We start from the raw sequence: 26,294 nt of genomic DNA, 5'->3' as shown, positions 1-26,294 counted from the left end.
TTTCACTACACTATATGTTCTACTTATTAATCTGTGATAGTTTTTGTCCGTTTAGCTTGCCCTTAGCAAAAAAGTAAATGGAACTGATTCATAAAAATCTCTTATGAGTTCAGTCCCAAAGTCTTTCAGAATAAAATTCAAGTTCTTGAATTCAAAACATTATCTATTCAGCTGCCGCTCCTATAAAAACTGAAGATACTACTCCATCCTTTATCCCAAAAATCAGACCTCCATATATTGAACCTACAACTATACTGCTATCGTTAGTTTCCTCCGAATTAATTTCTTTTTCATAAGCCTTTAATACATCCTCTCTAGTACTGCCTATTCCAATCCCCTTATCAGTTCTTTCTTTATATGGGTTCACAACATAAATAGAAGAAACTATTTGACTATCCTCTACCCTTATCATATCTAGATTTATACCTTGATCTTTATAGTCCCAATCTTGATGTTCAAGCCCATCAGCCTCCCAAACTGTTGCTTCTCCCTTATCTTGGCATTCACCTAATTCCTTCATTACTTCATCAGCTTTCATTCCAATCTTCAGATTTCCCAGTTCAGCATTTCTCATTGCTTCAAATATGGCTTCGTCCTCTTGCCCTTTAGGAGTATCTAAAACCTCCGTGCCCTTATCTAATTTTTCTTTAAATTTAGTAGCTTCTGTTTTATCTTCTTCAATTAATTCTTTGGACTCTCTTGCACTATTTGCTTTTTCTTTAATTGTTTTGTAATTGCTACATCCAGTATTTGAGAACAACACAACCATTAATGCTATTATAATTATAAAAATCTTTTTCAAGTCACCCCTCCTAATCTACCTATCTATACTTTCAGCTTGTTCATTTTGTTTTGACTAACCTTTAATTCAAAGATACATCAGTTATTTGAATTTCATCCTCATCTATAACGGTTTTAATATATTCTAAATTTACCGTACCGTATACATTCTATATTATATCTTATTTTCTAATATCTGTTGTATCCCATATAGAATCAATTAAGAAACAGTTAAGAACTAATGCCACAAAACTAAAAAAACAACTTCTATCCACAAAAATAGCAAAGGTGCTAAATTCCTTTGCTATTTCTAAATTCTTAATTTCAAAAGTAAATTGAGATCACTATATTAAATTGCAATTCACTCTAATTTGCAATTTCCTCACTAATCTTCTTATCCTTAGTAACAATTGCATAAATAGTAGGAATTATGATCATCGTTAATACCATTGAGATTAACAGACCACTCATTAGTGCTATTGACATCCCTTCAAATAATGGATTACCAGATAAATAAAGTGGTACAAGACCTATCACAGTAGTCATTGTAGTTGAAATAATCGGTCTAAATCTTTTACCTACCGCATCCTTGCAGGCTTCTTCCACCGAATAACCAGCTCTTCTGGCATCATTAATATACTCAATTAATAGTATTCCGTTATTAACAACAACCCCTGCAAGACTTATAATTCCTAACATAACCATAAAGCTAAGTGGTTTCCCTGCAAGAAACAGTCCATTAAATATTCCTATAATAGACATTGGAATTGTTATCAGTATAATAAGTGGATTGACAAATGAGTTGAATTGAATCAATAAAATTGAATACACTAAAATGATTGTCAGCATGAATAGTATCTTCATGCTTCCAAAATTCCTCTCAATTTCTTCCCGTTCACCGTCAAATACGACTTCATTTACTAGATTCATCTTTGAAATTTTTTCTTCTAGTATATTTTCGATTTCTACTCCACTATAACCATGCTTCACATCACTTGTAACCATAATGTTAAGATCACCGTTGTAGTTTCTTAAAGTATCAATTTGAGCCTCTAGCTTAATATCTGCAAACTGTTTCAATAATACTCTATTTCCTAGCATTGAGGATTTAATCTTTAAATTCTCTAATTGCTTCAATGTATCTACATTGCTCTCAACTACAATATCATATTCATTGCCTGCTTTTCTATAGGTAGACGCCTTTGTACCCTTTAAGGCAATATTAACTTGTTTCTGAATATCATATCTAGATAAACCGTACCTTCTTAAGAAATCATTGTCGGTTTCTACTGAGTATATAAATGTTTTATCAGAGGCATCATTCTCAACATTCATAGTTCCAGGAATCTTCTCAAGTTCTCTTTGAATCAACTGAACATCTTTATATATACTACTGTAATCATCGCCTAGTATCCTTATCCTCACCGGGTGTCCAATAGGCTTTCCATATTCGAGCATCTTGACAATAGCCTTTCCACCTTTTATACGACTATCCATTTCTTCCTGTAAAAAGGTAGTTAGCTCTTCCTTTTGAATGAACCTTTCGCCTTTTTCAAGATCAAACCTAAGCATAATTTGCCCATAGTCCTTAGAGGGTACCGCTGGCAACATGGAAATATAGAACTTAGGAAGACCATCACCTATAGAAGTGGTTAGGGATGTCACTTCTGGATTTTCCTTTAGAATCCCCTCTACCTTCATTACTAAATTCTCAGTTGCATCCATATCTCCAGCGACCTCAGAAGTAATCTCTAGATATAGAATATTTTTATCGGCAAAGGGCATAAAACGAAGACCGATTACTCCTACTAATCTTGTTGTTAAGATAAATAAAATGAGAACCAAAACAAGCGTCTTCTTTTTATGTTTTAAAGAAATATCTAACAGATTCACAAAGAATCTTTTAACAATGCCCTTTGTTGCAACTTTTTTCCCTATTCTCGGCTTGAATACTAAGTATGCCATTACTGGAGTAACAAGCATTGCTACTAAATATGAGTTTGATAATGTAAGTATAACTATCTTTGGTATATCCCCGACAAATTTACCTGGGGCCCCTGGCAAAAGCAACAAAGGCATAAAGGCAGCAATGGTTGTTAGTGTAGATGTTAAAATCGGTATTGAAGACCTGCTAGTTCCTTCAACTACAGCCTTAAACTTATCCATGCCTTCATCAAGGTTTACTTGGATAGCATCACTAACTACTATGGCGTTATCGACCAGCATTCCAAGGGCAATAATTAATCCTGCAGTAGACATAAAGTGTATTTTTATATCTAGAAGGTTCATCATATTAAAAGTAAGTAACATGGATAATGGGATGGCAGTTGAAACTACAATTGCATTTCTAAAACCAACCACTATGAATACAACAATGATAACAAATATTATTCCCTGTAATAAGTTCATAACAAAATCAGTAACCGATCTATCAACGTCTTCAGGTTGAAATGATACTTCATGAATAATGAGGTCTTCAGAATAACCTTTTTTAATTACCTCTAACCTTTCCCTTACTTCCTTTCCTATAGGAACAACATTTTCATTATCCTTAAAGTAACCTGTTAATAAGACTGCATTTTTACCATCCTGTTTGAACTTTTCAGTACCATCCTCTAAATCCATATAAATATCTGATATATCCCCAAGCCTGATTACTGAACCATTTTCGGCTGAACCACCTAAGATAGTATTCCCAATTTCTTTTATTGAAGTGAAATTCCCTTGGGTTATAACATCTATTTTCCCATCTTCAAATTCTATAGATCCAGATGGAATCTCGACGTTTTGTGCTTTCAATATATTAACAATATCTTCTAATGAAAGAGCGTATTGGTTTAGTTTTTGGGCATTAACCTCAACCTTTACTTCCTTTTCTACTTCTCCGACAATTTCAAATCGTGAAACGCCATCAACTCTCCTAAGTTCTCTTTTAAACTCATCGGCATAGGCTTCAAGCTGCTCATATGAGTATTTATCTCCTGACAAGCTAATTATAATACCTGCAGTTTCTGATATATTTGTATTAATTAAAGGTTCAAAGCTTCCATCGGGAAGGTCTTGTTTGATTTCATCTACCCTATCCTTTAACTCATCCCAAGCCTTGTCAGTATCAGCATCTATATCCAAAAATACTAATATATTTGAAATACCCTTCTTTGAGGTTGTTTCCATATTATCGAAGCCTTCAATATCAGTGATGTTGTCTTCAATCTTCTTTGATACTAACTTAGCAACCTCCTCAGGTAGTGCCCCTGGATATATAGTAGTAATAATTGCACCTGGTGCGGACACGTCGGGATTCTCCTGCTTAGGAACAATTTGATAAGAAACTAACCCCGTTATTGCCAGTATAAGAGCAAAAAATAGAGTTACCCTTCGACCACGGATAGCTGCACTAATAATTGATTTCATGTTTTTCACTCTCCCTACTCTTCTATATATACTAGATATCCATCCTTAACGTATTTCATTCCCTCAGTCACAAGCAGTTCACCCTCTACAAGTCCATCAATTAAAACCTTATTTTCGTGAATCTGATGCAGTAAAATATTCCTTCGAATAATTCTATCCCCTTCAACTATATAGACATAATCTTCACCATCGCTCATTAGGACTCTTATTGGTATCCAAATACCTTTTTTATCATTAATGTTTATAGATACCTTAGCAATTGATCCTATTAGAAATTCTTCCGGAGAAAACTCTTTTATCATTTCAATTTCTGTTTCATAGGTTCTACTCTGCTTATCAGGTATATAATCTATGTTTGATATTTTCCCTTCACCATTAAAGTCATCCAGTTTTACTTTAGCTGATTGGCCTATAGATACTTTTTTTACATCTTCTTGTGAAAGTCCAACATTAATAATCTGTTTTTCAGGCCTTAATAGAATAACCGGCATTCCAGAATTAATATTTTCTCCTTCTTTGCTTATTACATCAACAACATATCCAGCTTCATGGGCAACAATTGTTGCATCACTTATGGTATTCTTCATAGATTCATAGTTTGCTTTAGCCTGTTCATACTGAGCAGTTACAGCCTCAAGGGATGCTCTACTAACCTTTAACTTAAGCTCAGCTTCATCAAATTGCTGCTGCGACACAGCTCCATCCTTATGTAACTTACTTATCTTATTGTAATTGTCTAGTGTAAATTGGCTATCCTCCTTAGCCCTATTAAGATTCGCCTTAGCCACATTCATCTGAGCCTTAGCAGAATCTAAATTAAAGCTTAGGTCAGTTACATCTAAACTGGCTATAGCCATTCCCTTTGATACAAAATCACCTTCACTAACATCTATTTTTTTTATCTTTCCAGGAACTTTAAAAGATATATTTTTTATCTCTTCGATATCAATAGTGCCTATATAATCAAGTGTTATAGGATATATTTCTTCTTTTATTTTCATTGCCTTAACAGGTCTAGCCTTTACTATATTTTCTGCCTCTGTCTTATTTACCCTTGAATAATAAAGTGTTCCTATAGTTGCAACTGCAAGAACCAAAATAAGTATTGCAACTATTTTGGTATTTTTCATCGACTTATTCTCCATATCATTACCTCCTATTTTTTAAAAGATTATTGCTGAGTTTGCAATGTATGCAAGTAGTTGCTTGCACAGTGATCAAAAAAAATATATTAGGGCGCTAAACCTCTAACAAGTGTTTTAACTCCATATGATAGATACTCATCAAAGGAACCTTCTACTAGCTCATCACGGGTGATCAACCTACCCATAGCTATACCGAAACTCATAAATAATAGTGACGTGGCCTGTGCTTCTGGATTATCTTTTTTTACTAAACCTCTATTTTGCATTTCTATAAAATATTTAATTAAAAGTTCTATTAATTTTTTGGGGAATTTTATAAAAGGATTTTTTTCTTCATCCTCTAAAATTTTAAACTCTTTAATCATTATCAGAAATATCTTTCTATTTCTAGTCATGATTTCATTATGAGCTTTTGCAATAAATAGTAAGTCCTTTTCTAAATCCCAAACAATTCCTTCCTCAAACATTTCTTTTACAGCAACTTCAAAAACAAACTTATCAATCGTTTCCTCTAAAATATTTTGCTTAGTTCCAAAATGTCTAAATAATGTAACTTCATTTACGGAAGCAGTCTGAGCTATCTGTTTTGTTGTAACTGCTTTATATCCGTATTGAGAAAATAAATCTATTGAAGCATTAAGTATCCTATCTTTTGTGGACATTTTACTGTTCAGTTACATCACCTCCTATTAAAATGCAAGTACTTACTTTCAACATTAACAGATTATACCTTTTACTGTTTTTTGTCAATACCTCCTTGAAAATATAATTAGAAATTAAATGCTACCATTTTCATAAAAAAATAGACTGAACTCATAAAAGTATCTTATGAGATCAGCCTTAGTTTTCTTAGAACGAGGTTCAAGTTTCTAAAGTAATATCTACTTCTCAATTCTATTTCTTCCATTTTCTTTTGCCCTATACAGATTTTTATCAGCTCTTTTAATAAGTTCTATCAAAGAGCCTCCATCGTATTCAGCAACCCCTCCACTAATTGTAATCTTTATACCCATGTCGCCTATAGTTAATTCGCTAATTTCACGTCTAAATCTTTCTGCTGCACTATAGGTATCTTCAAGTCCAGTGTTTGGTAAAATAATCATAAATTCTTCTCCACCGTACCTTCCAAGTACATCTACACTTCTTATGGCATCATCTAAATACCTGGATACTTCAATCAGAGTTGTATCACCTTCTGCATGCCCATAGGTATCATTTACTTTTTTAAAATGATCTATGTCAAAGATTATTATCGATAGAGCTTTTCCATACCTCTTACATTCTTCGATATTTCTTTCTAGGGTCTTTATTAGAAATCTTCTGTTATAAATGTTTGTAAGACCATCGGTCGTACTTAATACTTCTAGTTCTTTAGTTCTTTCCTCCACAATCTCTTCTAAATTCGTATTTAAAAACTCAAGCTCTTCCTGTTTCTTATTTAGCATTGTTAAATATACCTTTATTTTAGCTGACATCTCATTAAACGACCTTGTAAGCTGACCTAGTTCGTCATTTCTGTCCGTCTCTATTTGTACTCCCCAATTTTCATTTTTCACTTGATTTACTCTATCATTCAGGGACTTTATGGGTTTTAATATCCACCTCGATATGTATATACCTAATATCAATGTAAACAATATGACAACTAAAAATGTCATACTAAAATTTGAAAATAATACTTCAATATCACCAAGAAAGTCCTTTCTAGGTGCAGCTATCAAAAGGTACCAATTGATTTTATCATTATAAGAATATGTACTGATGTCAAAATAATAGTTGTCACCTATTATACTAGCATTTCCTCTTAAGTTCTTAGGTCCTTTTTCAGTTTTATGATCAACAAGTAATCTGTAACCCTCTCTAATTATCGCATTACTGCTTTCCTCTGCCGACAATCTACTTTGAGATCCATCCTTATATTTAAATGGTTCCTCATCTGTAGATGATGCAATCATCAAGCCTTCAGAATCTACTAAGCATACCACTCCATTGTCACTTATCTCCATGTTTTGCAAAAAATTTGACATTTGCGATAATAAAACATCAGTTCCGAAAACACCTATCTTTTCCCCAGACTCAGTGATAAGTGGATAGGATGCACTAATTCCTAATACTGGTTCCTGGGCACCAGAGTATACCTCTGTCCAGAATGCTTCACCTTCAATTTTCGCTTCTTGATACCAAGATCTAGTTCTTGGGTCGAAATCATCGATGGACTTTATAAAAGCTATAATATTTCCTTCATCATCCGCCTCATATACCTTAAAAGCACCTTGTTTCATCTCCTCAGTATAGGAGATTCTATTTACACCTTTATATAAACCTGAGGAAACTAGTCCCCCCTCATTGTTTGCAAAATATGCGTAGTCAACGTTAGCATGACTTTTTACTTCATCCAAAAGTATCTTACCTAGCTTGCCTTCATCTTTTATATCAAGTTGTCCATTCTTAGCAAGGCTGGCATTCAATGAATTTATATATTCAGGCGCTTTAAAATAATTATCTAAATGACTATAGATTTGATCCTTTATCCTACTTTGACTCTTTATAATCACACGCTCAGAATACTTTGAAACAAAGCTATAGATTTGTGTATAGCTTATTATAGCGCCAAACAGCAATATTATAATAATAGGTATTATTATTATCTGCCTAAGTGAAATCCTATTTATTAATTTAAGGTATAAGGGGGATTTTCTCATATTCTATTATTCCTTCCTCGTTGCATATTTTAATTCATTTAAAAGAAACTAGAATTTTATTTGTAAATAGTTAGCAATTCTTATTTTTCTTATACCCATTATAGCATAGGAATAAAGCCTAAAACCTAAGTTTCAAAGTCTAATTAGAAATGAATGTACTATTATGAAGTATGAATCATATTAATTCTTTAGGTTTTGTATATACCAAATGAGAAATCCGATTAGCGATGTAAGTCCCATCATTATTAAGGCTTTTATCCAATTAGTCATGCTATCGAGCTTACCTATAAGTCCATCTATTCTCTCACTAGTTCGTGCTTCTTTAATTTCAAGTTCCCTGATTCTAATCTCGTGCTCATATAGCCTTTCAATCACCTCATCTTTTTTATCGCATGTCCCCTTCATAATTTCTCCAACTTTCTTATAAAAATTTTCTCTAAAATTTATATTCAATTGTCCTCAAGATGCGCAACTTGTACATAATTCATTTCGAGTTATCTGAGCAGTTCTTTCCTTTTGGCACTACACACTATGCCAAAGACCTACCACAGGTGATTAAATTCCTCAAGCAAATACTATATGAAAATAGGAGCAATGTATTAATCCACAACTTTATTTATTAACAATATAAAGTTGTGAATAAATACATTTGCATGTATCTATATGTCTCTATAGGTATGTAACTTCAGGGTTTAATAAATTCCTGTGAAGAAATTTAGAAGCATTCATTGTTTTCATGCAAATTTATCTTAACTTTTAATGTTGAACATCTATAAATAAAATCTAAAAGTTTAACTAATAATATATTCGTATATTTAAATTCTAAGGAGGTTTATTGATGAATATGAAGAAAAAGAAGAGAAAAACTAAGACTCGTACAAAATCCATTGGTACACCCTTGGGACACATTAAAATTAATTCTGAGATAGTTGATGAACCTGTAACTGAGCAGGTAAAAGATTTGCTAGATGATGATGAATAAAAAAAGCAAAGGAGGAACTAATTCCTCTTTTGCTTTTTTATTGTTAACTTATATCATTATATCTGTCTATCGATGCACAATTTAATCAGCATTGCTCCTTCTTTTATCCATTACATCTTGCCAGAAAATTTTTTCTTCTCTAGAAACTTGATGTATACTTTCTTCAAAAACGTATATATCTGCTTCAGGATATTTCTTAACCTTCCATCTTATCTCTGTTCCGATCCATCTTTCATTACTCCAGTATTCATCAGAATCGATGTTTTCATATTTACATGAGTCGGTTACCTTTACCTGATATTTCCCTCTATTCTCATTTTCGATTATAAATATAAGCATAAAATAGCTGTTTACAGTTGTATGACCACGCCCTATGCCAGAATAGTATGGTTTATTAATTATCTTACTCTCAGTAATTTTACCCTCTATATTTAAAAAAACAGCTGCTTCCTCCCTGGCTTGTCTCTTTCTATACTTCCAATATTCAAAGCACCCGACAAATGTAAAGAAAATCAAAAATGCTATTATCATTATCCCACCTCAGTTTCAAGCTATTATCTTTAAGAAAATTTAAATCACTAGTAAGTCTAGATTTTTCGTATATATTATAAAATCAAATTTTTACTGACCTTTTATTAATTAGGCGATTTTTGTAAAAATCCTTTAACTTTATTTGTTGAATTTCACTAAATACGATTTTTCTTTAATACAAAAAAAATCCGAAGCTTTTCACCTCGGATTTCTTTTAATGCTATAACTTTTTTAATCTCTATTTATTCTCTAATGCTCTATGCTCAGCCATACGAGTAATTACATCTCTTTTAAGCTGTTTTGCATCTTCTATAGCCTTAATAGCTATACCATGACAATAGTCATTTATCAATTTGAGGGCTGCTTCCTTGTCCTCTTTATAAAGCTTAACTATAGCATCATCTATTGCTGTTTGTTGAGTAATTAATTGGTTTTCGTAGTCATCCCAGTAACCAGCGATATATTTACCATATTTTTCGATGTCCATTTCTCCTAAAGCTGCAACTGATCTAAATGTCCAATAAGCAGATTCTTCATCAAAAACATCTGTTCCCTTCTTGTATGGCTCTGGTGTATCTGTTATCCCACCATAAAATGGAAGATAGGTATTGAACCTTTGTCCTCCAAAACATATCCATTGAAGACCAGCTATTTCCTCAGGAAGATCATCTCTTAATTGAATGACATGGGACTCTACTGTTGCTGGAACACCTATTGCTCTTTCTCCTTTACCGGACTCTGTATCAGGGTCATACTTAGTGCCAGACATATGGGATCTCAAGATATTCATAACATCCTTTACACTCACCTTTTGATCAGGAGTTGTAAATAAAGGATATCTTTCATCCTCAGGATTCTGTTTAACTGATGGAGTTAATAGATGTTGTCCCCACCAAACTCTACGGGTATTTGCCTTATGTCCAACTACACCATATGCCTTAGCAAAATCAAATTCTTCCTTCTCTTTATCATATAAACCATTTTCCTCGGCAAAAGTGATTAGGTCTTTAGAACCTTTATAGTTACTAGTATCACTTAAATCTACTTTATCAATTCTGAGCTCATTAGCAACAACTAATGTTTTATCATCTGGTACCCTTACGGCTACCCAACGATGGCCTGACCCAACTTCTAAATACCACGCCTCGTTCTTATCTGCTATAACTATTCCATAGGCCCCATCAGCTCCATATTCTTCTATCATTTTACCAAATAAATCTACTCCATCCTTCGCAGTTTGAATTCTTGGAAGTAGTAGTGGAACTATAATAGGCTCTCCTATTCCATCTTTATTGAAGGGGTCTGTGGCCTCAGCCTTTTCATTCGCTCTATGGGTGTTTGTGGCAGTTACACTAACATTATATTCATTAATTCCCGCTGCATAAAATCTTCCCTCAGAGAGATCCCAGTCAGGCATTGCAGTGTACTTATATTCAACCTTTGCTCTTTCAATTTCAAATCCATTATAAAGTGACTTTAACTTCTCGCCATCCTTGTACTCTCTTCTTGGTACTACTATAAATCTTTTAGCCCACGCACCAGCATAATCTTCGTTACGCGATATTATTACTGATCCATCATCTGATGCCTCTTTACCGACGATAACAGTGGTGCAAGCAAGCGCATTGGTACATAAACTAAGCATTAAAATAATTGTTACTACAATAGCAGTTAACCTCTTTGCTCTTTTTCTTTTACTAATCATCATATCTCTCCCCCTTTAATTATTTAGGAAATCTATCCCCTAATTAAAAAAATTCTATACTGCCTAGAAAACTCCTTCTAGATATTATTTTTGTTATTTTGTGAAAGAGTATTAGGTTCGTCATTATACTAAAAGCTCTTTATTTATCCCTGTCGATTTCGCACTATTTTTGTTGACTTAAAAGGAATTTAATATGATATGTAGAATAGTAATTTGAATCAGGCAACAAAAAGTTATATCTTTTTTAACGAAATAAAGTAAGAAAGGTGATATTATGGGGATTGTAAATGCCGTTGCTTCAACATTATTAACTACTGTTGCATCGGATATTCTAGATTCTAGTGTTCGTAGAATAATTAAGGATAGAGAGTACGAGTCCAATGATGACCTACTTCATGAGGACTCCAACTTATATTTAACAGAGAAAGATATTAATGACCTCGATGAGAATGAATCTATTGGAGCTTTAGAAAATACGATTGACAGCATTGAAGCTATTCGTGAGGAAATCCTAAGACAAGCTAAGTTAGCATATAATTGTGCATTGTTAGCGGTTTTTATAGGTATCATTTTAATTTTTGTCGGCATATTCTTTATTTATCTAAACAAGATCCAGATTACAATTATATCTAGTATAGCCGGTATCCTCTCAGAATTTATAAGTGCAGTACTATTTAAATTTTCTAATAAAGCTAACGATAAACTGGAAAAGGTCCAAAGGGACTTAAGCAAATTTGAAAATGCAAAAATAGGATTAGAGCTAATTAATAATATTGAGGATCAATCTACTAAGGATGCTGCTCTTTCTAAACTTATTGATGAAATCGTAAAAAATATTACGAAGGTTGCATAATAGGTACACACACAATATGAAATAGGAACAGACTCACTTGAAACAGATTGTTTTGACGTGTCTGTTCCTGTTTCATCTTTGCTTTTTTTGTAGCAAATTCTCAACTTTCCTCCAGTTGATATCAAATAATCATATAAACTATAATATTTTTTCAAAATTAGTCCCCAAAATTGGCTAGGGTTTTCGAAATCTATATAAGCTTATAAATGATTGTTTTGCATTTGCTATTTACAAGGGGGAAGTTCTATGAAATTATTTATTGAAAGATTTACAGAAGACTTTTTTCAAGATACTTTACTTGAAGAAACAGATAGCGTTCCCATTAAATTTTGTCTACAATACACTTCTTATGGCTTTTTTATTGGTGCAATCATCTCTCTTTTTCAGGGAGACATTGATCACGTAATAGTTTCTTTACTAATTGCAATTTTTCTTAAAATATAAGTGTAAGTCGAGTAAGAATCAAACTTAAAAGAATCATTACATAAAAATAACGAGCCAGCGAATATTATTCCCTGACTCGTTGTCTATTGTCCAATATAGATATTTATGGAGTAACCTCCATAAGATCCTCACCGACAATTACTTCTCCAGTATAAATTTTACTAATCTCATTTATTTCAGCTTCTTTGTCAATATTTCCGCCAATATGGGTCAGTACTAACTTTTTCACCCCTGCCTTTTGAGCCATAGTCGCAACCTCTTCCAATGATGCATGGGCATTATCACTATTGTTTTTCCTTTTCTTTTTAGCATTTTCAGATTTCTGGCTTTGACTGTTGAAACCTACAGCACTCTTTTTAATAACTGCTCCTGAATCCATAACTAGCACATCTGCATCCTTCGCAAGTTTTATTAAGTTTTCACTATAGGTTAAATCTCCAGAGATAACGATGGACTCGTCTTCTGCATCAAATCGATAGGCCTGCGTATGTATTGAGTGAGGCACTTTTGTAGTAGTTATGGTTACACCATTTAACTCAAAGGACTTGTCTCCACTTACTTCCATTATATCTACATTTGATGCCATTCCATCCCAAGACCATGAAGGCTTTTTGCTTGCTCTATATTCCATATCCTCTTTGTAAAATGATACTAAAAATTCATGCAAATCCTTTGTTCCAGGAGTTCCTATAAGATTTAGATGGCTTCTCCCTTTCAACCACCCTTTTATTGCAACTGCAAAATATTCTTCATTATGATCCAGATGATGATGGGTAAACATCAAAGTTTCTATACTACCTAGATTTATTCCAGCTTCCTCCAGTCTATCCTGAGCCCCATTTCCCATATCTACAAGAAAATAGTTTCCCTTATACTGAATCAATGTACTGGCACATGCTCTACCTTCGGGAGAGTTAGGGCTCCCACTCCCAATTAATACTGTACTAAAATCATCTGCTGACACAAAGTTATTTCTAAGAAAGTTTGGTCTTTTGATAGAAGGATTTATATCTCTATTCAGATTATTTCCGAAGTTACTCATATCTGTTGAGCTCTTTGAGCTATCTTGACCAATAGCATTACTAGTGCAACCAGTAAATAAAAGTACCGTAGCTATAAATAGAAAAATTAGTCTTTTCATCATATATCACCTTTCTTTATAAAATATTTTCACACTAATTCCTTTATACTCTTACCTTTTTGACGGTGCTTAATATTACGATAACAAAAGAATGTGATATTTTTGTGTTGAAATAGAAGTCTCTATAAATTTTTGTATAACTTCTTTCTCTGAGTTATTTGGGTGATTTGTTCTTACTATCTTCTCTAAGGGCAAAAATAATAGAGCATCAATAGCTTATGCTCTACTCTGTGGCTTCATTGTTTCACTCTACACCGTTACTGATAAATATTTACTTATTCTTTACACCATGACACTATCCCCCATAAGTCTAATAGCACCTTTAAGACAAATTAGTATATTGCTTAGCGCATTACTTGGATTTAAGCTACTATAATATCTCAAAATTAATTGGAATATCCATAACTTTCTTAGAACTTTTTATACTTTGTTATTCATAGAGTTTTTCAACAGTCTCGTCAAAGTACTTTTCATAAAATACTAATGTCATTTTATCGTTTATAATTTGGGTTTCCCCAGTTGTTTTATAACCTAATTTTTCATATAGGTAGCAATTTCCTTGTTCCTGTAATATAGTTTCTAACTCCCAGCTTCTTGCATCATAGTATATCTGTTCAATCATATGGAAAACTTTTTGTGCAATACCTATGCCTTGGTGTTCTGGCAATATAAAAATAGGACTGACACGATAACATTTATTATCTCTTTTCACTATTCTAATTCCGCCAACAGCTATATCATCACCTTTGATAATATAGTAATCTGCAGATGGCTGTATGATTCTTTTAACTACTTTTTCTATTGGCTCATTTGCCGGATTGGTTTCAAAATCTTGATATTTTTCTAATAGAGGCATGAATGACTTGATTTGCATAGCATGAATAGTTTTTGCATCCTTCAATTCTGCTTTATTTAAAGATATATTCATTTCATTATTTCCTCCCATGTGATTTGTATAATCCTTATCCCTACTTTTTATCTGTAAAACTCCTTATTCTTGCTATTCTTACTTTGCTCCTTCAAATTAGGATTAATATAATGTGTTGCCATACCACTACATGAATGAGATTCTGTCACTGTATGTCCATGGCTATCTCCATTAACGTATTTATCTTTTCCTGTATTTGACTTTCTCTTTAATAGTAATCTAGGACAAACTAACATCATTCTCAATATATTTTTTATAGATGAATCTTTTTTTACCTTTACATATATGTCATATTCCTTGTCATTAAATATTTTTTTTGCCTGAATTTTATTTCTTTTAATCTTTAAATCAACATATACAAAACTTATCAAAGAAATAAAAAAATATATACTAATTAGAACTAAAGCGACTTTTGTTATGACCATTATCATAGTTCATAACCCTCCTTTCTATTAGCATTATATTTTCTACCTCCATTTTTATTCATATCTAATACTTCTATGAATATTATTATATTCCTTTTTTATCAGATTTTCTTCTGTCTACAATGCCATCAGTAAAGGATTGGTTGACATTAAAAATATTATGTTAACCATCTTAAGTCAAGCCTAGTCATCTTTTCTGCATTTAAGTAAAAAAATAAAAGCAATAGGCAGAACTTCTTTCCTTTTGCTTTTTTAACATACATTAATTCTATCTCAATTTCTCATACTTTCCATTGGCAGACTTTTTAGTCATTAAAAAAGTTCTTCCACATTTTAGTGCTTTCCTTTTTTTGATTCTCTTTAACTTCTTCATCTATTCTTTTATCAATTGTCTTTTTTACATATTGCGCTACAATAATAAAGCTTATAGCTACTATATCCCTTAGAATGATAGGCATCTGTGATAAGCCAGCTTCTGCATATTCATTAGGATATAAGTCCGCCATATGAGCAAATTTAGAGGCATCGAATGCAATGATCATTGCTAGTACGTATAGAACTACCATAATTATAATATTCAAAAATATCCTTTTACCTTTTAAAGTAGTAAATAGATTTCTAATCAGCAAAAATGCACCGACTAATGCTATTGCATAATTAATTACTAACCATATAGTATACATTGAATACCCCCAGATCTTTTACCATCGTAATCCCATCTGTAGTAATAATTATACCATATTTTTCCTTGGGATTACACATACACCAGATATTGTGGGAATATATATCAATTTAAATCTTCTTTATTAGATTTAAATGCTTGCTGTATTATTTTATCTATATTACTTTGTGAAAGCACAATCTTATATCTCAAATAATGATTCTTATAAATCCTAGCTGGATGTCTTTCTTCTTCAATTACTACATATCCATTGGGTTGAATAGTTATATTATTAAAATAACCTTTATCTAGAGTCTTTTCCTTTATATATTCGCCATAAGACGGTATTACCCAATAATAGAAATCGCTTTTTCTATAGGATTTCTCAAAGTCTATATTCCTAGCACCTCTAAGATTTTCTACTTTTTTATTCTCTTTAATCTCGTCAATCATATCTTCAATTGTATTTAAATCACTTACATTAACTCTATCTACTATACTCTTAAAGCCCTTTTTATTTGCATCCATCTTTACTACAAAAATTTCTATTGGTGATTTTATATTATCTAAATCCACTACTTTAGAAGTATCATATATCTTGCTAATAAATAATAACATTAAAACTATTAAACTGCCATGCATTATGATTCTATTAATAAAACTGGACACCTTATTTCTGTCTAATTTTGCTGGGCATTTACTCTTCTCTTTTAATGCAATTCTAACAATATCTATCACAACAAGTATCAGCACCGAGATTAGTAAACTCCAAAGCCACAGACCTGTATTTCTGCTTTCAAAAACAAATGTCATGTATGATGAGTAGACTAATAGTATGCTTATAACGCCCTGTACTACGAATGTAGATTTATATTCGAGCTCTGCACTTTCATCTTTATTTATCAAAGTATATTTAATTAGCGGCAATAAAAAAAATAAAAATATGAAGATATATGCTACAAATCCTGGTATTAAGTAATCGCCAGTAACTGTATCTTCGATTAACCATAAGCCCAAAGATGAAGCTATAAGCAAAATCACAGCACAAGCAGCCGCAAACCATTTTACTATAAGTATAAGTTGCTTATTATTAAGGAATTTCATCATTTACGTACCTCACAATCTATCAAATGTCAATTAGGAGGTTCTCCATTAGTCTACTTTATCATAAAGTTAGTACTACTCCTTTAGCAAATCCCTACACACTTCTATCACCTTGGAATCTGAAAAATCAAAGTCTCCTTCTAAAACCACTATAATATTTCCTTTTCTTATAATAACATTATCGTAATCATCATCTAAATAGTGAATCCTATCGGCTCTCCATATTTTATTATCTCCCTTAAATACATGTTTATATGACTTATCCTGATATTCTTTTAGTATTTCCTCATAGATGTAACTAGATATTTTTTCATTTCTTGCCCTTATATATTCGGTGCTAATACTTGTTTTACCTGACCTCTCATAATAGTGGAAATATACAGGCACAAATATACTCCCTCTTTCCCATAGGTGGTCTCTCTCAATATTCTTGTATATACCTAAATCTGATAAGGTGATAGCTTTGTAATTTCTTGGATCAAGCCCATAGCTATCATCTGTTTTTGCAACAACTCTGCCTATCAATGTAAAAATCAAGCTTGTTGACACTACAATAGTCATAACTAGTAATGCCATAAATACAACTATATTTTTTCTTCTAGAACGCTTTTTTCTTTTTACAAATTTTACATACCATAGTCCTAGGATACCCCCAAATATTGCAGGTAAAAAAGCTAGAAGGGAAATGTATCTGCTGTGATTTAATGCCGGCTCTAGTATGACTATTAAGATAGTTAAAATAAGATATATTAAAGCTAAAAGTAGCATACCATTTCCTCTAACTTTCGCAAACCTATAGGATGTCTCAGGTAAATCTCCACCACTTTTCACACTCTTTTTTGCCTTTATTAGATAAACTATTGAATATATAGCTGGTGAAGCAAATATAAGCATAATCAGTGGAGTAAGCATACTCCATAGGTACATATTACTGTAAAGGCTAGTATAGTCAAACCTAGCTATATTCAGCAATCCCGACAGAGATACCAACAATAGACTAAGTAGGCTTATGAATTCCGTTTTAAAGTAAGTAGATTTAATAATTCTGTATTCCTCCATAGGATCAGTATGTATTGGTATAGGGTTCTCTTCAGCTGGCACATAGAAAATCTGAAATACTTTAGTGCTTGTTGCAAGGATCCAACCTGACTCTTCACATAGTTCTTGATAACTCTTAGTCCCTTCTTCATCTGGATAATCAAAAGGCAAAGTATTATAAAAAAGACTAACATTAAACTTATATTTTGTAGGTTCTATTTTTCTAAATTCCATCGTAAAGGTATTATACTTTTCTATAAGCCAACCCCTAAGGGCCATATCTTCAAAATACTTCTCTAGGGTTTTATAATCTACGATAGTTATCACACGAATAACTTTCTTTGTCAATTTATCCATTCTTATCTCCCTTTAAAACTTTATTTCCGTCTTCAACTAGATTAATTAATCTTCTGTGTTCAGTTAAAAGTAATTCCATACCTTTATCCGTAATCTTGTATATCTTCCGTTTCCCCTCATTATCTACGCAATGCACTATACCTTCCTTTTCAAATCTAGATAATAGTGAGTATAATGTTCCAGCTCCTACCCTTACCCTCTCCTTTGTCATTTCCGCCACTCTTTTCATGATGGCATATCCATGATTTGGAGTAGTTAAAGTCAATAAGATATAATACATCGGTTCAGTTAAGTTTTGTAACTGCTGTCTTGCCATGCTACCTCCTTTTATATCGATATTCGTTATATCAATACTCAGTATATATCAAGTATCGATATATAACAAGAAAAAAATAACGAGACAAGGACTTTAATTCCCTGACTCGCTATCTATTGTTAATAAATATAATACAAGACAATACCATTAGTACTAATCCCGGTATCATTACTTGAAAACCAAGTTTGTTGTTTTTATAAACATACTGCTTGTCTACAATCTTTTTCATCGGAGAAAGGTTGTAGTTTATAAACAACATCCCTAAACATACAAAAAATGATCCTAATACTATTAAAAACACTGTTAATGCAATTATCATATGTAAGCCCCTTTCCATTGATTCAAGTATAACATAAATTGATAGCAGGTTGAAGTTTACAAACAGTGAGATATAATAAAAGTCCGACTATCAGTATATCCACGTCTTTAGAGTTTACATAAAACTATTACAATCAAGTTTGTTCAAGTCCTCGAAGCCTAAAGATTGAATTAAGGGGCTGTCTCATAAAGATTTCTTATGAGTTCACAGAATGAGTGAAGTTTATTTCAACGGTTTGGCTAGTACTAACGTACGTGTCAAGTCGGTGAACATTTCAAATAACGCAGAAATTCGCCATTCTGAGACATCCCCTTAGTTTCTAGCTATTATGGTTGCAACTCCCAGTGATATTATATTAACTACGTTGATAATCATAAAATTTTTAACTGCTAAAACAAATGTATCCTTTTTGGATTGTTTATAATAGAACGTCCTAACATTCCTCTCCACTGGTAATATAGTAATGAATACAACCAAAGAAATAATTGGAACAATCCTCAGTATCACTAAAATAATTATATCAAAATAGATAAAATAATATAGTATTTTAAATATCTTCAACGCCTTCTCTTTGCCTACATAAATTGGCAATGTATAACGTTTGTTTTCTATATCATCCTCCATATCACAAATGTTATTTGCTAACATGATATTCGCAATACTGTTTATTGTCGGGATAGAGAATAAGAAAATATAGAAAATCTCTAGAATATCTACACTGACACTCAAGATTCCATTCCCATATATAAGGTTTACTATATCTTGATCGTATATATGTATATATACTGAAATAAAGACTATCACAAATCCCATAAATATCCCTGAAAAGCATTCCCCTAAAGGTGTACGAGATATAGGGATTGATCCCGCTGAGTATAGTATGCCTACAGAAAAGGATATGGCACCTAATAGTAAAACGACGATATTTGTATTTAAAAATAGCGCTAATCCAGACGTTACTGCCAAGGCTATAAGCAATAATATTAATCCAATTACCCTTGCCTGCCTTAGATTGTCCTTCACTATGGGATTATGAATTTCATAATTATATCCCTGGGTTTTATTTGCCCTTTTATGGTCATAGTAATTGTTAATGGTCGTTGTTGCCATATCGATTGTTATCAGTGATATAAACATAAGGATGAAATTCCTTACATTGAAGCTATTGAATCTATTCAAAGCATACAGTGTACCCAGTACAAATGGAATGACACTCGCTACCTTTGTTCTGATTTCAACTAATTTTAAAAAACTACTGATTGACATATTTCCTTTCTCCTAGTTGGTTTAATTTCAGTTATTGCATAATCTATAATCTTATACATTTTCTTTCTTGCCCCACCTTAGACACTCTAATCTTTCTCAACAATATTTTCCCATACTTCTCTTTCATCATCTTCGAAATAGAAAAAGCCTTTAATCCCCTCTATCGCAAAGAAGCCACCATATACACTAATTTTCGCCTTCATTTTTTTACCATCTTTCAACATTATAATCCCAGGTTCATGACCTTTCCAAAGAACCCATGTCGGATTATATATTGCTTTTGGCATAATACCAGTTACATCTACACTATTTAATGTCTCAATGTTATTTAAAATCATTTGCCCTTCAGTAATTTCTTTTATAGATACTTTATGTGAATAAATAAATCTTTCATATGAAGAATATCCGTAACCTAACAAAATACCAATTAGCAGTACTACAATTGTTAATATAATTTTCTTTTTCATTTCAACCTCCCAACAAAGATATTAATTTATGATTAGGCTTTTTCTTTTAATCAACCTTCTTAAGAAAATCTTCTCTTTGCGGAGTAAATATATCAACAACAATTCCTTCCTCAATAGCAACACAGCCATGTGGAACATTAGCCTCTACATAAAAGCTATCGCCTGTCTCAAGAATCTGTTTTTCATCACCAATGGTAAATTCAAATTTCCCCTTTGCTATGTATGCTGTTTGTTCATTCTCATGACTATGCATAGGGGCTACTACTCCCTCTTTAAAGTGATTCTCTACTAACATCAGTTTTCCACCATGTCCTAAAATCTTGCTAGTTATCCCCTTAGCTAAGCTAAATTTTTTTCCCTCATTATTTTTTACAAACATCCTACTTCCCCCTTCGTATTTTCCCTGTAATCATAGTAAGTTCGGCAATATATTACATAGTATATCATCATTTAGTAGTTAGAACATCTAAATATTTTCTAAATACTCTTGGCAGATGTATTTTCTTACACTCAAGTATCAATAAAATATCTGTTCTTCAAAATCCAATAAAAAAGGAGGTACCTCATAAGATTCTTTTATGAGATACCCCAATTATATACTATACTAATTTCTTAACTTCAGCTAATGCCTTTTCATAGTCAGGCTCATTAGTAACCTCTTCTACATATTCAACATATTTTACTGTATTGTTCTTATCTACTACCACGATTCCCCTTGCCAACAGTCTGAATTCATCAATGATAAATCCATATTTTTCTCCAAAGTCTAAATCTTTATGATCTGAAACTACTTGTATGTTTTCTATCCCCTTAGCTCCGCAGAATCTTTTCTGAGCAAATGGTAGATCAACTGTTATAGTGACAATTTCTACATCATCACTTAATTTAGTAGCTTCCTCATTGAAATATGAAGTTTGAATCGAGCAAACCGGAGTGTCTATAGATGGTGCAATACTTATAACCTTTATCTTACCCTCTGTGTCTTTATAAAAGTCGAATTCTGATAAATCCTGCTTTACTGCCGTGAAATTTTCAGCCTTCGCTCCAACCTTTATTTCATTCCCTCTTAAAGTTATAGGGTTACCTCCAAATTTTACTGCGTCCTTTCTCATATTACTTCCTCCTCATTTTTATAATTCTATGTATTGAATTTTATATTCCAAATTATTAATTCATAAATATGATACCCAGTAAAAATTTTTTCTAACATAAAATTTTTTTAATCCATGAAATTTTATTGATTCGTTGAATTAATGAGGCATAGAAGCTATATTAGCTCTATGCCTCAGATTGTAGACAAAGTCTACAAGATGACAGACTGCCCGGAAAGTCGAAGTTCAAAGCGTGCTGAAATCAAGATACCGCAGCGTATACAGACATACGTAAGGGTTCTTGGTTGAAGCACCAACGAAGAAATTCGGGTTTCCGGGCAGTCTCAGGCATAGAAGCTATATTAGCCCTATGCCTCAAATTCATTCTATTATTAATTATATCTCTAATATTGATTTTGACCCTTTGCTTTTTCTTTTGCTCTTAAACTTCTCAATGAATGTCTCAATCAAGCTGTATATAACAGGTATTACAACCATGGTCAAGAATGTAGATACAAAAAGCCCTGACATTAATGACACCGCCATTGGTGCAAATAGGCTGCTTCCCGATATGGCTAATGGGAAAAGTCCCATGATGGTAGTTCCTGCGCTAAGAATTATAGCATTAAATCTCTTACCTACTGCATCGACACAGGCATCATCTATTCCATGGCCTTGTTTTCTTGCATCATTTATATATTCTATAAGGAGTATACCATTTTTCACTACTAATCCTATAAGGGCTATAATCCCTAGAAAAGCTGTGAATGATAATGGCTGCTTAAATAGATATAATCCTAGAATCGAACCTATTAAAGATAATGGTATCGTGAGCGATATAACAACGGGCTGAATAAAAGAGTTAAACTGTACCACAAGAATTACATAGATGATAAATATCGCTAACATAGCTAAAACTGCTACTATTCCGAAATTCTCTATTATCAATTCTCTTTCTCCATCAAAATCAATTTTTACCCCTGATGTCTCTATATTAGGTAGATATTTATTTTCTAATTGATTCTCAACAAACACAGGGTCCCCTGTTGGAAGCGTATCTGCTTCCACTGTTATAGTCTGTTTTCTGTCATATCTACTTATTGTATCAAGCTTTGAGCCAAACCCTATAGTTGCAAACTGCTTAAGTGGTATCTTATTATTAGTCATTGAGGACTTTATATCAAGGTTCTCAAGCTCCCTTATGCTACTTATATTACTCTGTACAAGTATGCTATATTCATTACCATTCCTTCTATATACCGAAGGCTTAGCTCCGTATAGTGCTATATTAATCTGCCTTTGTATATCATACTTAGTTATTCCTAGATTCATTGCCTTATCTTCATCTACATTTACTTCATATTGATATGTTCTATCCTTCATATCATCCCTTACATTTGTTGTTCCTGGAATCTCCTTTAGAGCATTCTTAAGTTCTTCAGACACCTCAGTTAAACGATCTATTCTTTCACCAGAGACTCTTATTACTACCTTCGAACCTGGCTTTGCTAATTGCAGCTGATTTACGGTACATTTGCCACCAGAAATATTTTCATCCAATAGTCTCTGTATATGTTCTGCCAATTCATCACGGCTTGCAAATCTTCTGTCCTTCTCATCTCCTAAATCAAATTTTATTACCATTTGAGCATAATCTTGTGATGGAGTAGAAGGCATCATTGTAACATAAAACTTAGGCACACCATTTCCTACAGCTACTGTGTAACTTGTTATCTCAGGTTCCTTAGAAAGAAGCTCTAATATTTCGTCTGAAAGCCTTTCTGTAGCATCCATATCCCCTGCAACCTCTGTCTCTATATCTATATAGAACAAGTCCTTATCAGCAAAGGGAAAGAATTCTGCCGATAGAAGGGGCATGACAATCTGCATTACCAGTACAAGTACTATAAATATACATATAGTAGTAGCCAACTTCCTTTTCAAACCTAATTTAAGAGTTCTTTTGAAGAAGCGTCTTAAAAAGCCCTCCTTATCCTTCTTTTTCTTACTTTTTTTAAATGATACTGCTGCCATAGCCGGTGTTATAAACATAGATACTATATATGCAGCAACTATTGATATAATAAGAACCTGTGGTACAGCCTTTAGAAATTCTCCACCAGCCCCTGGAATTCCTAATAATGGTGAAAAGGCAGCAACCGTTGTAAGCGTGGCCGTAAATATTGGAACAGCCGACATACTTGTTCCCTTAAAGGCAGCTTGAAGCTTACCTTCTCCATTATCTATCCTTACCTGTATAGTATCACTTATAACTATGGCATTATCCACTAGAACTCCTAATGCTACTATTAAGGCCGTTAAAGATATTTGATGTATATATATATCCATAAGGTACATTACACCAAAGGTCATCAGTATGGAAAGAGGTATAGCTGTCGAGACTACAATCGCATTCCTTATTCCCATACCTAAAAAAACTACTATTATTACAAAAATCACACCTTCAATAAGGTTCTTCATAAAGTCATTTACCGATTTACTTACATCATCGGGTTGATAAATAACTTCCTCAACTACCAAATCTTTTGGAAGTGTTGATTTTACTTTATCAAGTGCCTTTCTGACATCCTTCCCTACGATAACTACGTTCTTGCTTTTTTGAAAATATCCCGTCAAGAGAACCGCATTTTGACCGTTTTGCTTATATTTTTCTACTCCTTCTTCTAGTCCCATATAGACATCTGCGATATCTGAAAGCCTCGTAACTACTCCAGTTTCAGGAGAAACACCTATTATAGTATTCCTTATATCATCGATAGATGAATATATACCTGGAGTTTTAACCTTAATCTTTCCATTTTTTGTTTCAATATCACCTGAAGGTATTTCAACATTTTGTGCTCTAAGTATATCGTAAAGGTCCTGAAGAGATATTCCCAGTTGGTTTATCCTAGGTATATCCACATCGACCTTCACCTCTTTATCAAGCTCTCCTTCTATATCAAATCTAGATATTCCCTCTATATCAGATAGTTTATCCTTAAACTGATCTCCAAAGGAGGCCAATTGCTCATAGCTGTACTTTTCTCCCGACAAACTTATGACGATTCCAGCTGTTTCAATTAAGTCTGTATCTATTTGACTATCCATTGCGCCACTAGGTAGTTCATTTTTTGCATCTGCCACAGCATTTCTTACGTCTTGCATAGCTTTGTCAGAATCAGTTCCATTTTCAAAAAGAATAAATACAATAGATAGACCTTCTTTTGAAATTGCAAATGAATAATCGTAACCATCTAACTCATATAGTTCATCCTCAATTTTCTTAGACACTAAATCATTCATATCCTTTGCAGAAGCTCCGGGATAGGGGGTGACAATCATGGCTACTGGAGCCGATACATCGGGATTTTCTTGCCTTGGTAATACATAATAGGCATAGGCACCTAAAAAGGCAATTATTATTGCTAGAAAAATAGTAACCCTTCTTTTTTGAATTAATATCTTAATTAAGCTATTCATTCAAACTCCCCCTCTATTTTTCAATATTTATCTTAGAACCGTCATTTAAATTCTTCATCCCACTTATAACAAGTAGTTCACCTTCATTTATTCCCTTGGTCATAACTGCATCCTCATAGATTTTCCCAAGTTCAATTATTCTCTTAAAAACTCTGTCGTCCTTAGCAATATATACATAGTCTTCTCCATTGGCCATGATGGCTGAGATAGGAATCCAAACCCCCTTTTCCACCCCAATATTGAAACTTACCTTAGATATAGAACCCAATCTAAAATTTCTATCCTCAACAGTTACTTCAGCGTTGTAAGTCCTTGTTGCTTCGTCTGGTGCTTCTGATATATTAGTTACTTTACCAATTGCCCTTTCCCCCTCAACATCTACAATGGCTTCAGTTCCAATCTCTATTTCTTGTAGATCTTTTTGAGCTATTCCTACATTAACAATCTGTACATCGCTTCTTACGACTACGCTAGGATGTCCCTGTGGAACTAGTTCTCCTACTTCATAGAGGGTTTCTACTATACTTCCATCTTGAGTTGCATATATAGTAGCATCATCGACTAAGCTTAGTTTAAACTCATAATCTGTCTTTGCCATATCATATTGAGTTTTAGCCTGATTATAGCTTGTAGACGATATATCGGCTTTAAGCTTTACTTGATCATATTGATCCTGAGATATACTTCCTTCTTTAAAAAGTTCATTCATCTTATTGAGCATATCTTTATCATAAGTAAGGGCATCCTTGGCCTTTTTTATATTTAGCTGTGCCGTATCTAGACTTGACTTAGCAGCAGATAATTGAAAGTTTAGATCCTGCATATCTAACTGAGCCAATTTGTCTCCTCTCTTAACCTTATCTCCTTTTTCAACAAAAATCCTTCCTAATTTCCCAGTTGACTTGAAGCTGTACTTGACCATATCCTTTGAGTTGACTGTCCCTATATAGTCTAAGAGCACAGGGTTTTCTCTTTCACTTATTTCCATAACTTTAATTGCCATTACTTTTTCCTCTACCTTAACCTCTTCTGCCCTTGAGCAAGCCACTAGTGTACATATCATAGTCATCATTAGTAACACTAGTAAAAACCTTTTCATAACAACTACCCCTTTCATATTCTTTGATTATTTTTCAGAATTT

General features: G+C 33.0%; 25 protein-coding genes. 3 read left to right on the top strand and 22 right to left on the bottom strand.

Annotation, left to right across the window (positions count from 1 at the left end; translation table 11 throughout):
* Positions 1 to 163: 163 nt before the first annotated feature.
* The 6 genes from R9X47_RS00345 to R9X47_RS00320 form a co-directional block, all read right to left on the bottom strand.
* Positions 164 to 802 (bottom strand): hypothetical protein, encoded by a 639-nt coding sequence (locus tag R9X47_RS00345; protein WP_432664674.1) that lies wholly within the window; start codon positions 800 to 802, stop codon positions 164 to 166.
* Positions 803 to 1,146: 344 nt separating this feature from the next.
* Complete coding sequence (locus R9X47_RS00340) at positions 1,147 to 4,194, bottom strand: efflux RND transporter permease subunit (protein ID WP_432664673.1); 3,048 nt, start codon at positions 4,192 to 4,194, stop codon at positions 1,147 to 1,149.
* A 14-nt stretch (positions 4,195 to 4,208) separates the two neighbouring features.
* Positions 4,209 to 5,339: an efflux RND transporter periplasmic adaptor subunit gene (locus tag R9X47_RS00335; protein WP_432664672.1), complete on the bottom strand. Its 1,131-nt coding sequence runs from the start codon at positions 5,337 to 5,339 to the stop codon at positions 4,209 to 4,211.
* Positions 5,340 to 5,425: 86 nt separating this feature from the next.
* Positions 5,426 to 6,001, bottom strand: a complete 576-nt coding sequence (locus R9X47_RS00330) for a TetR/AcrR family transcriptional regulator (protein WP_432664671.1) — start codon at positions 5,999 to 6,001, stop codon at positions 5,426 to 5,428.
* Positions 6,002 to 6,220: 219 nt separating this feature from the next.
* Complete coding sequence (locus R9X47_RS00325) at positions 6,221 to 8,041, bottom strand: diguanylate cyclase (RefSeq protein ID WP_432664669.1); 1,821 nt, start codon at positions 8,039 to 8,041, stop codon at positions 6,221 to 6,223.
* Positions 8,042 to 8,221: 180 nt separating this feature from the next.
* Positions 8,222 to 8,446, bottom strand: a complete 225-nt coding sequence (locus R9X47_RS00320; protein ID WP_432664668.1) for a hypothetical protein — start codon at positions 8,444 to 8,446, stop codon at positions 8,222 to 8,224.
* 433 nt (positions 8,447 to 8,879) lie between these two features.
* On the opposite strand from R9X47_RS00320, the gene R9X47_RS00315 reads away from it, so the two are divergent.
* A complete protein-coding gene (locus tag R9X47_RS00315; protein WP_432664667.1) occupies positions 8,880 to 9,023 on the top strand; it encodes a hypothetical protein in 144 nt (47 codons plus the stop codon).
* Between the two features lie 81 nt (positions 9,024 to 9,104).
* On the opposite strand, the gene R9X47_RS00310 is transcribed toward R9X47_RS00315, so the two are convergent.
* Positions 9,105 to 9,554, bottom strand: a complete 450-nt coding sequence (locus R9X47_RS00310) for a hypothetical protein (protein ID WP_432664666.1) — start codon at positions 9,552 to 9,554, stop codon at positions 9,105 to 9,107.
* A 238-nt stretch (positions 9,555 to 9,792) separates the two neighbouring features.
* A complete protein-coding gene (locus R9X47_RS00305; protein WP_432664665.1) occupies positions 9,793 to 11,262 on the bottom strand; it encodes a C69 family dipeptidase in 1,470 nt (489 codons plus the stop codon).
* A 271-nt stretch (positions 11,263 to 11,533) separates the two neighbouring features.
* Here R9X47_RS00305 and R9X47_RS00300 point away from each other — a divergent pair, with 271 nt between their 5' ends.
* Positions 11,534 to 12,112: a TRADD-N-associated membrane domain-containing protein gene (locus R9X47_RS00300; RefSeq protein WP_432664664.1), complete on the top strand. Its 579-nt coding sequence runs from the start codon at positions 11,534 to 11,536 to the stop codon at positions 12,110 to 12,112.
* 246 nt (positions 12,113 to 12,358) lie between these two features.
* The gene (locus R9X47_RS00295; RefSeq protein WP_432664663.1) at positions 12,359 to 12,556 is read left to right on the top strand and encodes a hypothetical protein; all 198 of its coding nucleotides are present in this window, start codon (positions 12,359 to 12,361) and stop codon (positions 12,554 to 12,556) included.
* Positions 12,557 to 12,659: 103 nt separating this feature from the next.
* On the opposite strand, the gene R9X47_RS00290 is transcribed toward R9X47_RS00295, so the two are convergent.
* From R9X47_RS00290 to R9X47_RS00225, 14 genes are all read right to left on the bottom strand, one after another.
* A complete protein-coding gene (locus R9X47_RS00290; RefSeq protein WP_432664662.1) occupies positions 12,660 to 13,700 on the bottom strand; it encodes an MBL fold metallo-hydrolase in 1,041 nt (346 codons plus the stop codon).
* Positions 13,701 to 14,127: 427 nt separating this feature from the next.
* Entirely contained in the window at positions 14,128 to 14,625 is a 498-nt protein-coding gene (locus R9X47_RS00285; RefSeq protein WP_432664661.1) for a GNAT family N-acetyltransferase, read from the bottom strand.
* Between the two features lie 47 nt (positions 14,626 to 14,672).
* On the bottom strand, positions 14,673 to 15,056 hold the full coding sequence (locus R9X47_RS00280) for a hypothetical protein (RefSeq protein WP_432664660.1): 384 nt from the start codon (positions 15,054 to 15,056) through the stop codon (positions 14,673 to 14,675).
* A 299-nt stretch (positions 15,057 to 15,355) separates the two neighbouring features.
* Positions 15,356 to 15,733, bottom strand: coding sequence for a hypothetical protein (locus R9X47_RS00275; protein ID WP_432664659.1), 378 nt, complete (start codon positions 15,731 to 15,733; stop codon positions 15,356 to 15,358).
* 104 nt (positions 15,734 to 15,837) lie between these two features.
* Positions 15,838 to 16,818: a hypothetical protein gene (locus R9X47_RS00270; protein ID WP_432664658.1), complete on the bottom strand. Its 981-nt coding sequence runs from the start codon at positions 16,816 to 16,818 to the stop codon at positions 15,838 to 15,840.
* 72 nt (positions 16,819 to 16,890) lie between these two features.
* Entirely contained in the window at positions 16,891 to 18,210 is a 1,320-nt protein-coding gene (locus tag R9X47_RS00265) for a DUF2812 domain-containing protein (protein ID WP_432664657.1), read from the bottom strand.
* Complete coding sequence (locus tag R9X47_RS00260; RefSeq protein ID WP_432664656.1) at positions 18,203 to 18,526, bottom strand: PadR family transcriptional regulator; 324 nt, start codon at positions 18,524 to 18,526, stop codon at positions 18,203 to 18,205. The genes R9X47_RS00265 and R9X47_RS00260 overlap by 8 nt, the downstream gene beginning before the upstream one ends.
* 109 nt (positions 18,527 to 18,635) lie before the next feature.
* Complete coding sequence (locus tag R9X47_RS00255; protein WP_432664655.1) at positions 18,636 to 18,845, bottom strand: hypothetical protein; 210 nt, start codon at positions 18,843 to 18,845, stop codon at positions 18,636 to 18,638.
* Between the two features lie 312 nt (positions 18,846 to 19,157).
* Positions 19,158 to 20,111: a 1,4-dihydroxy-2-naphthoate polyprenyltransferase gene (locus tag R9X47_RS00250; protein WP_432664654.1), complete on the bottom strand. Its 954-nt coding sequence runs from the start codon at positions 20,109 to 20,111 to the stop codon at positions 19,158 to 19,160.
* A gap of 86 nt (positions 20,112 to 20,197) precedes the next feature.
* Complete coding sequence (locus R9X47_RS00245; protein WP_432664653.1) at positions 20,198 to 20,578, bottom strand: hypothetical protein; 381 nt, start codon at positions 20,576 to 20,578, stop codon at positions 20,198 to 20,200.
* A gap of 46 nt (positions 20,579 to 20,624) precedes the next feature.
* Positions 20,625 to 20,957, bottom strand: a complete 333-nt coding sequence (locus R9X47_RS00240) for a cupin domain-containing protein (protein ID WP_432664652.1) — start codon at positions 20,955 to 20,957, stop codon at positions 20,625 to 20,627.
* A gap of 220 nt (positions 20,958 to 21,177) precedes the next feature.
* Complete coding sequence (gene tpx, locus R9X47_RS00235; protein ID WP_432664651.1) at positions 21,178 to 21,690, bottom strand: thiol peroxidase; 513 nt, start codon at positions 21,688 to 21,690, stop codon at positions 21,178 to 21,180.
* A 375-nt stretch (positions 21,691 to 22,065) separates the two neighbouring features.
* Positions 22,066 to 25,152 carry an efflux RND transporter permease subunit gene (locus tag R9X47_RS00230; protein WP_432664650.1) on the bottom strand — a complete coding sequence of 1,029 codons (3,087 nt, stop codon included), beginning with the start codon at positions 25,150 to 25,152 and terminating at the stop codon, positions 22,066 to 22,068.
* A 13-nt stretch (positions 25,153 to 25,165) separates the two neighbouring features.
* Positions 25,166 to 26,251, bottom strand: a complete 1,086-nt coding sequence (locus R9X47_RS00225; protein ID WP_432664649.1) for an efflux RND transporter periplasmic adaptor subunit — start codon at positions 26,249 to 26,251, stop codon at positions 25,166 to 25,168.
* Positions 26,252 to 26,294 lie beyond the last annotated feature (43 nt).

The sequence above is a fragment of the Wukongibacter baidiensis genome, from assembly GCF_050888315.1.
GTDB lineage: Bacteria > Bacillota > Clostridia > Peptostreptococcales > Caminicellaceae > Wukongibacter > Wukongibacter baidiensis.
Note: the sequence above shows the minus strand (reverse complement) of the source record. Positions and strands in the feature narration are given on the sequence as shown.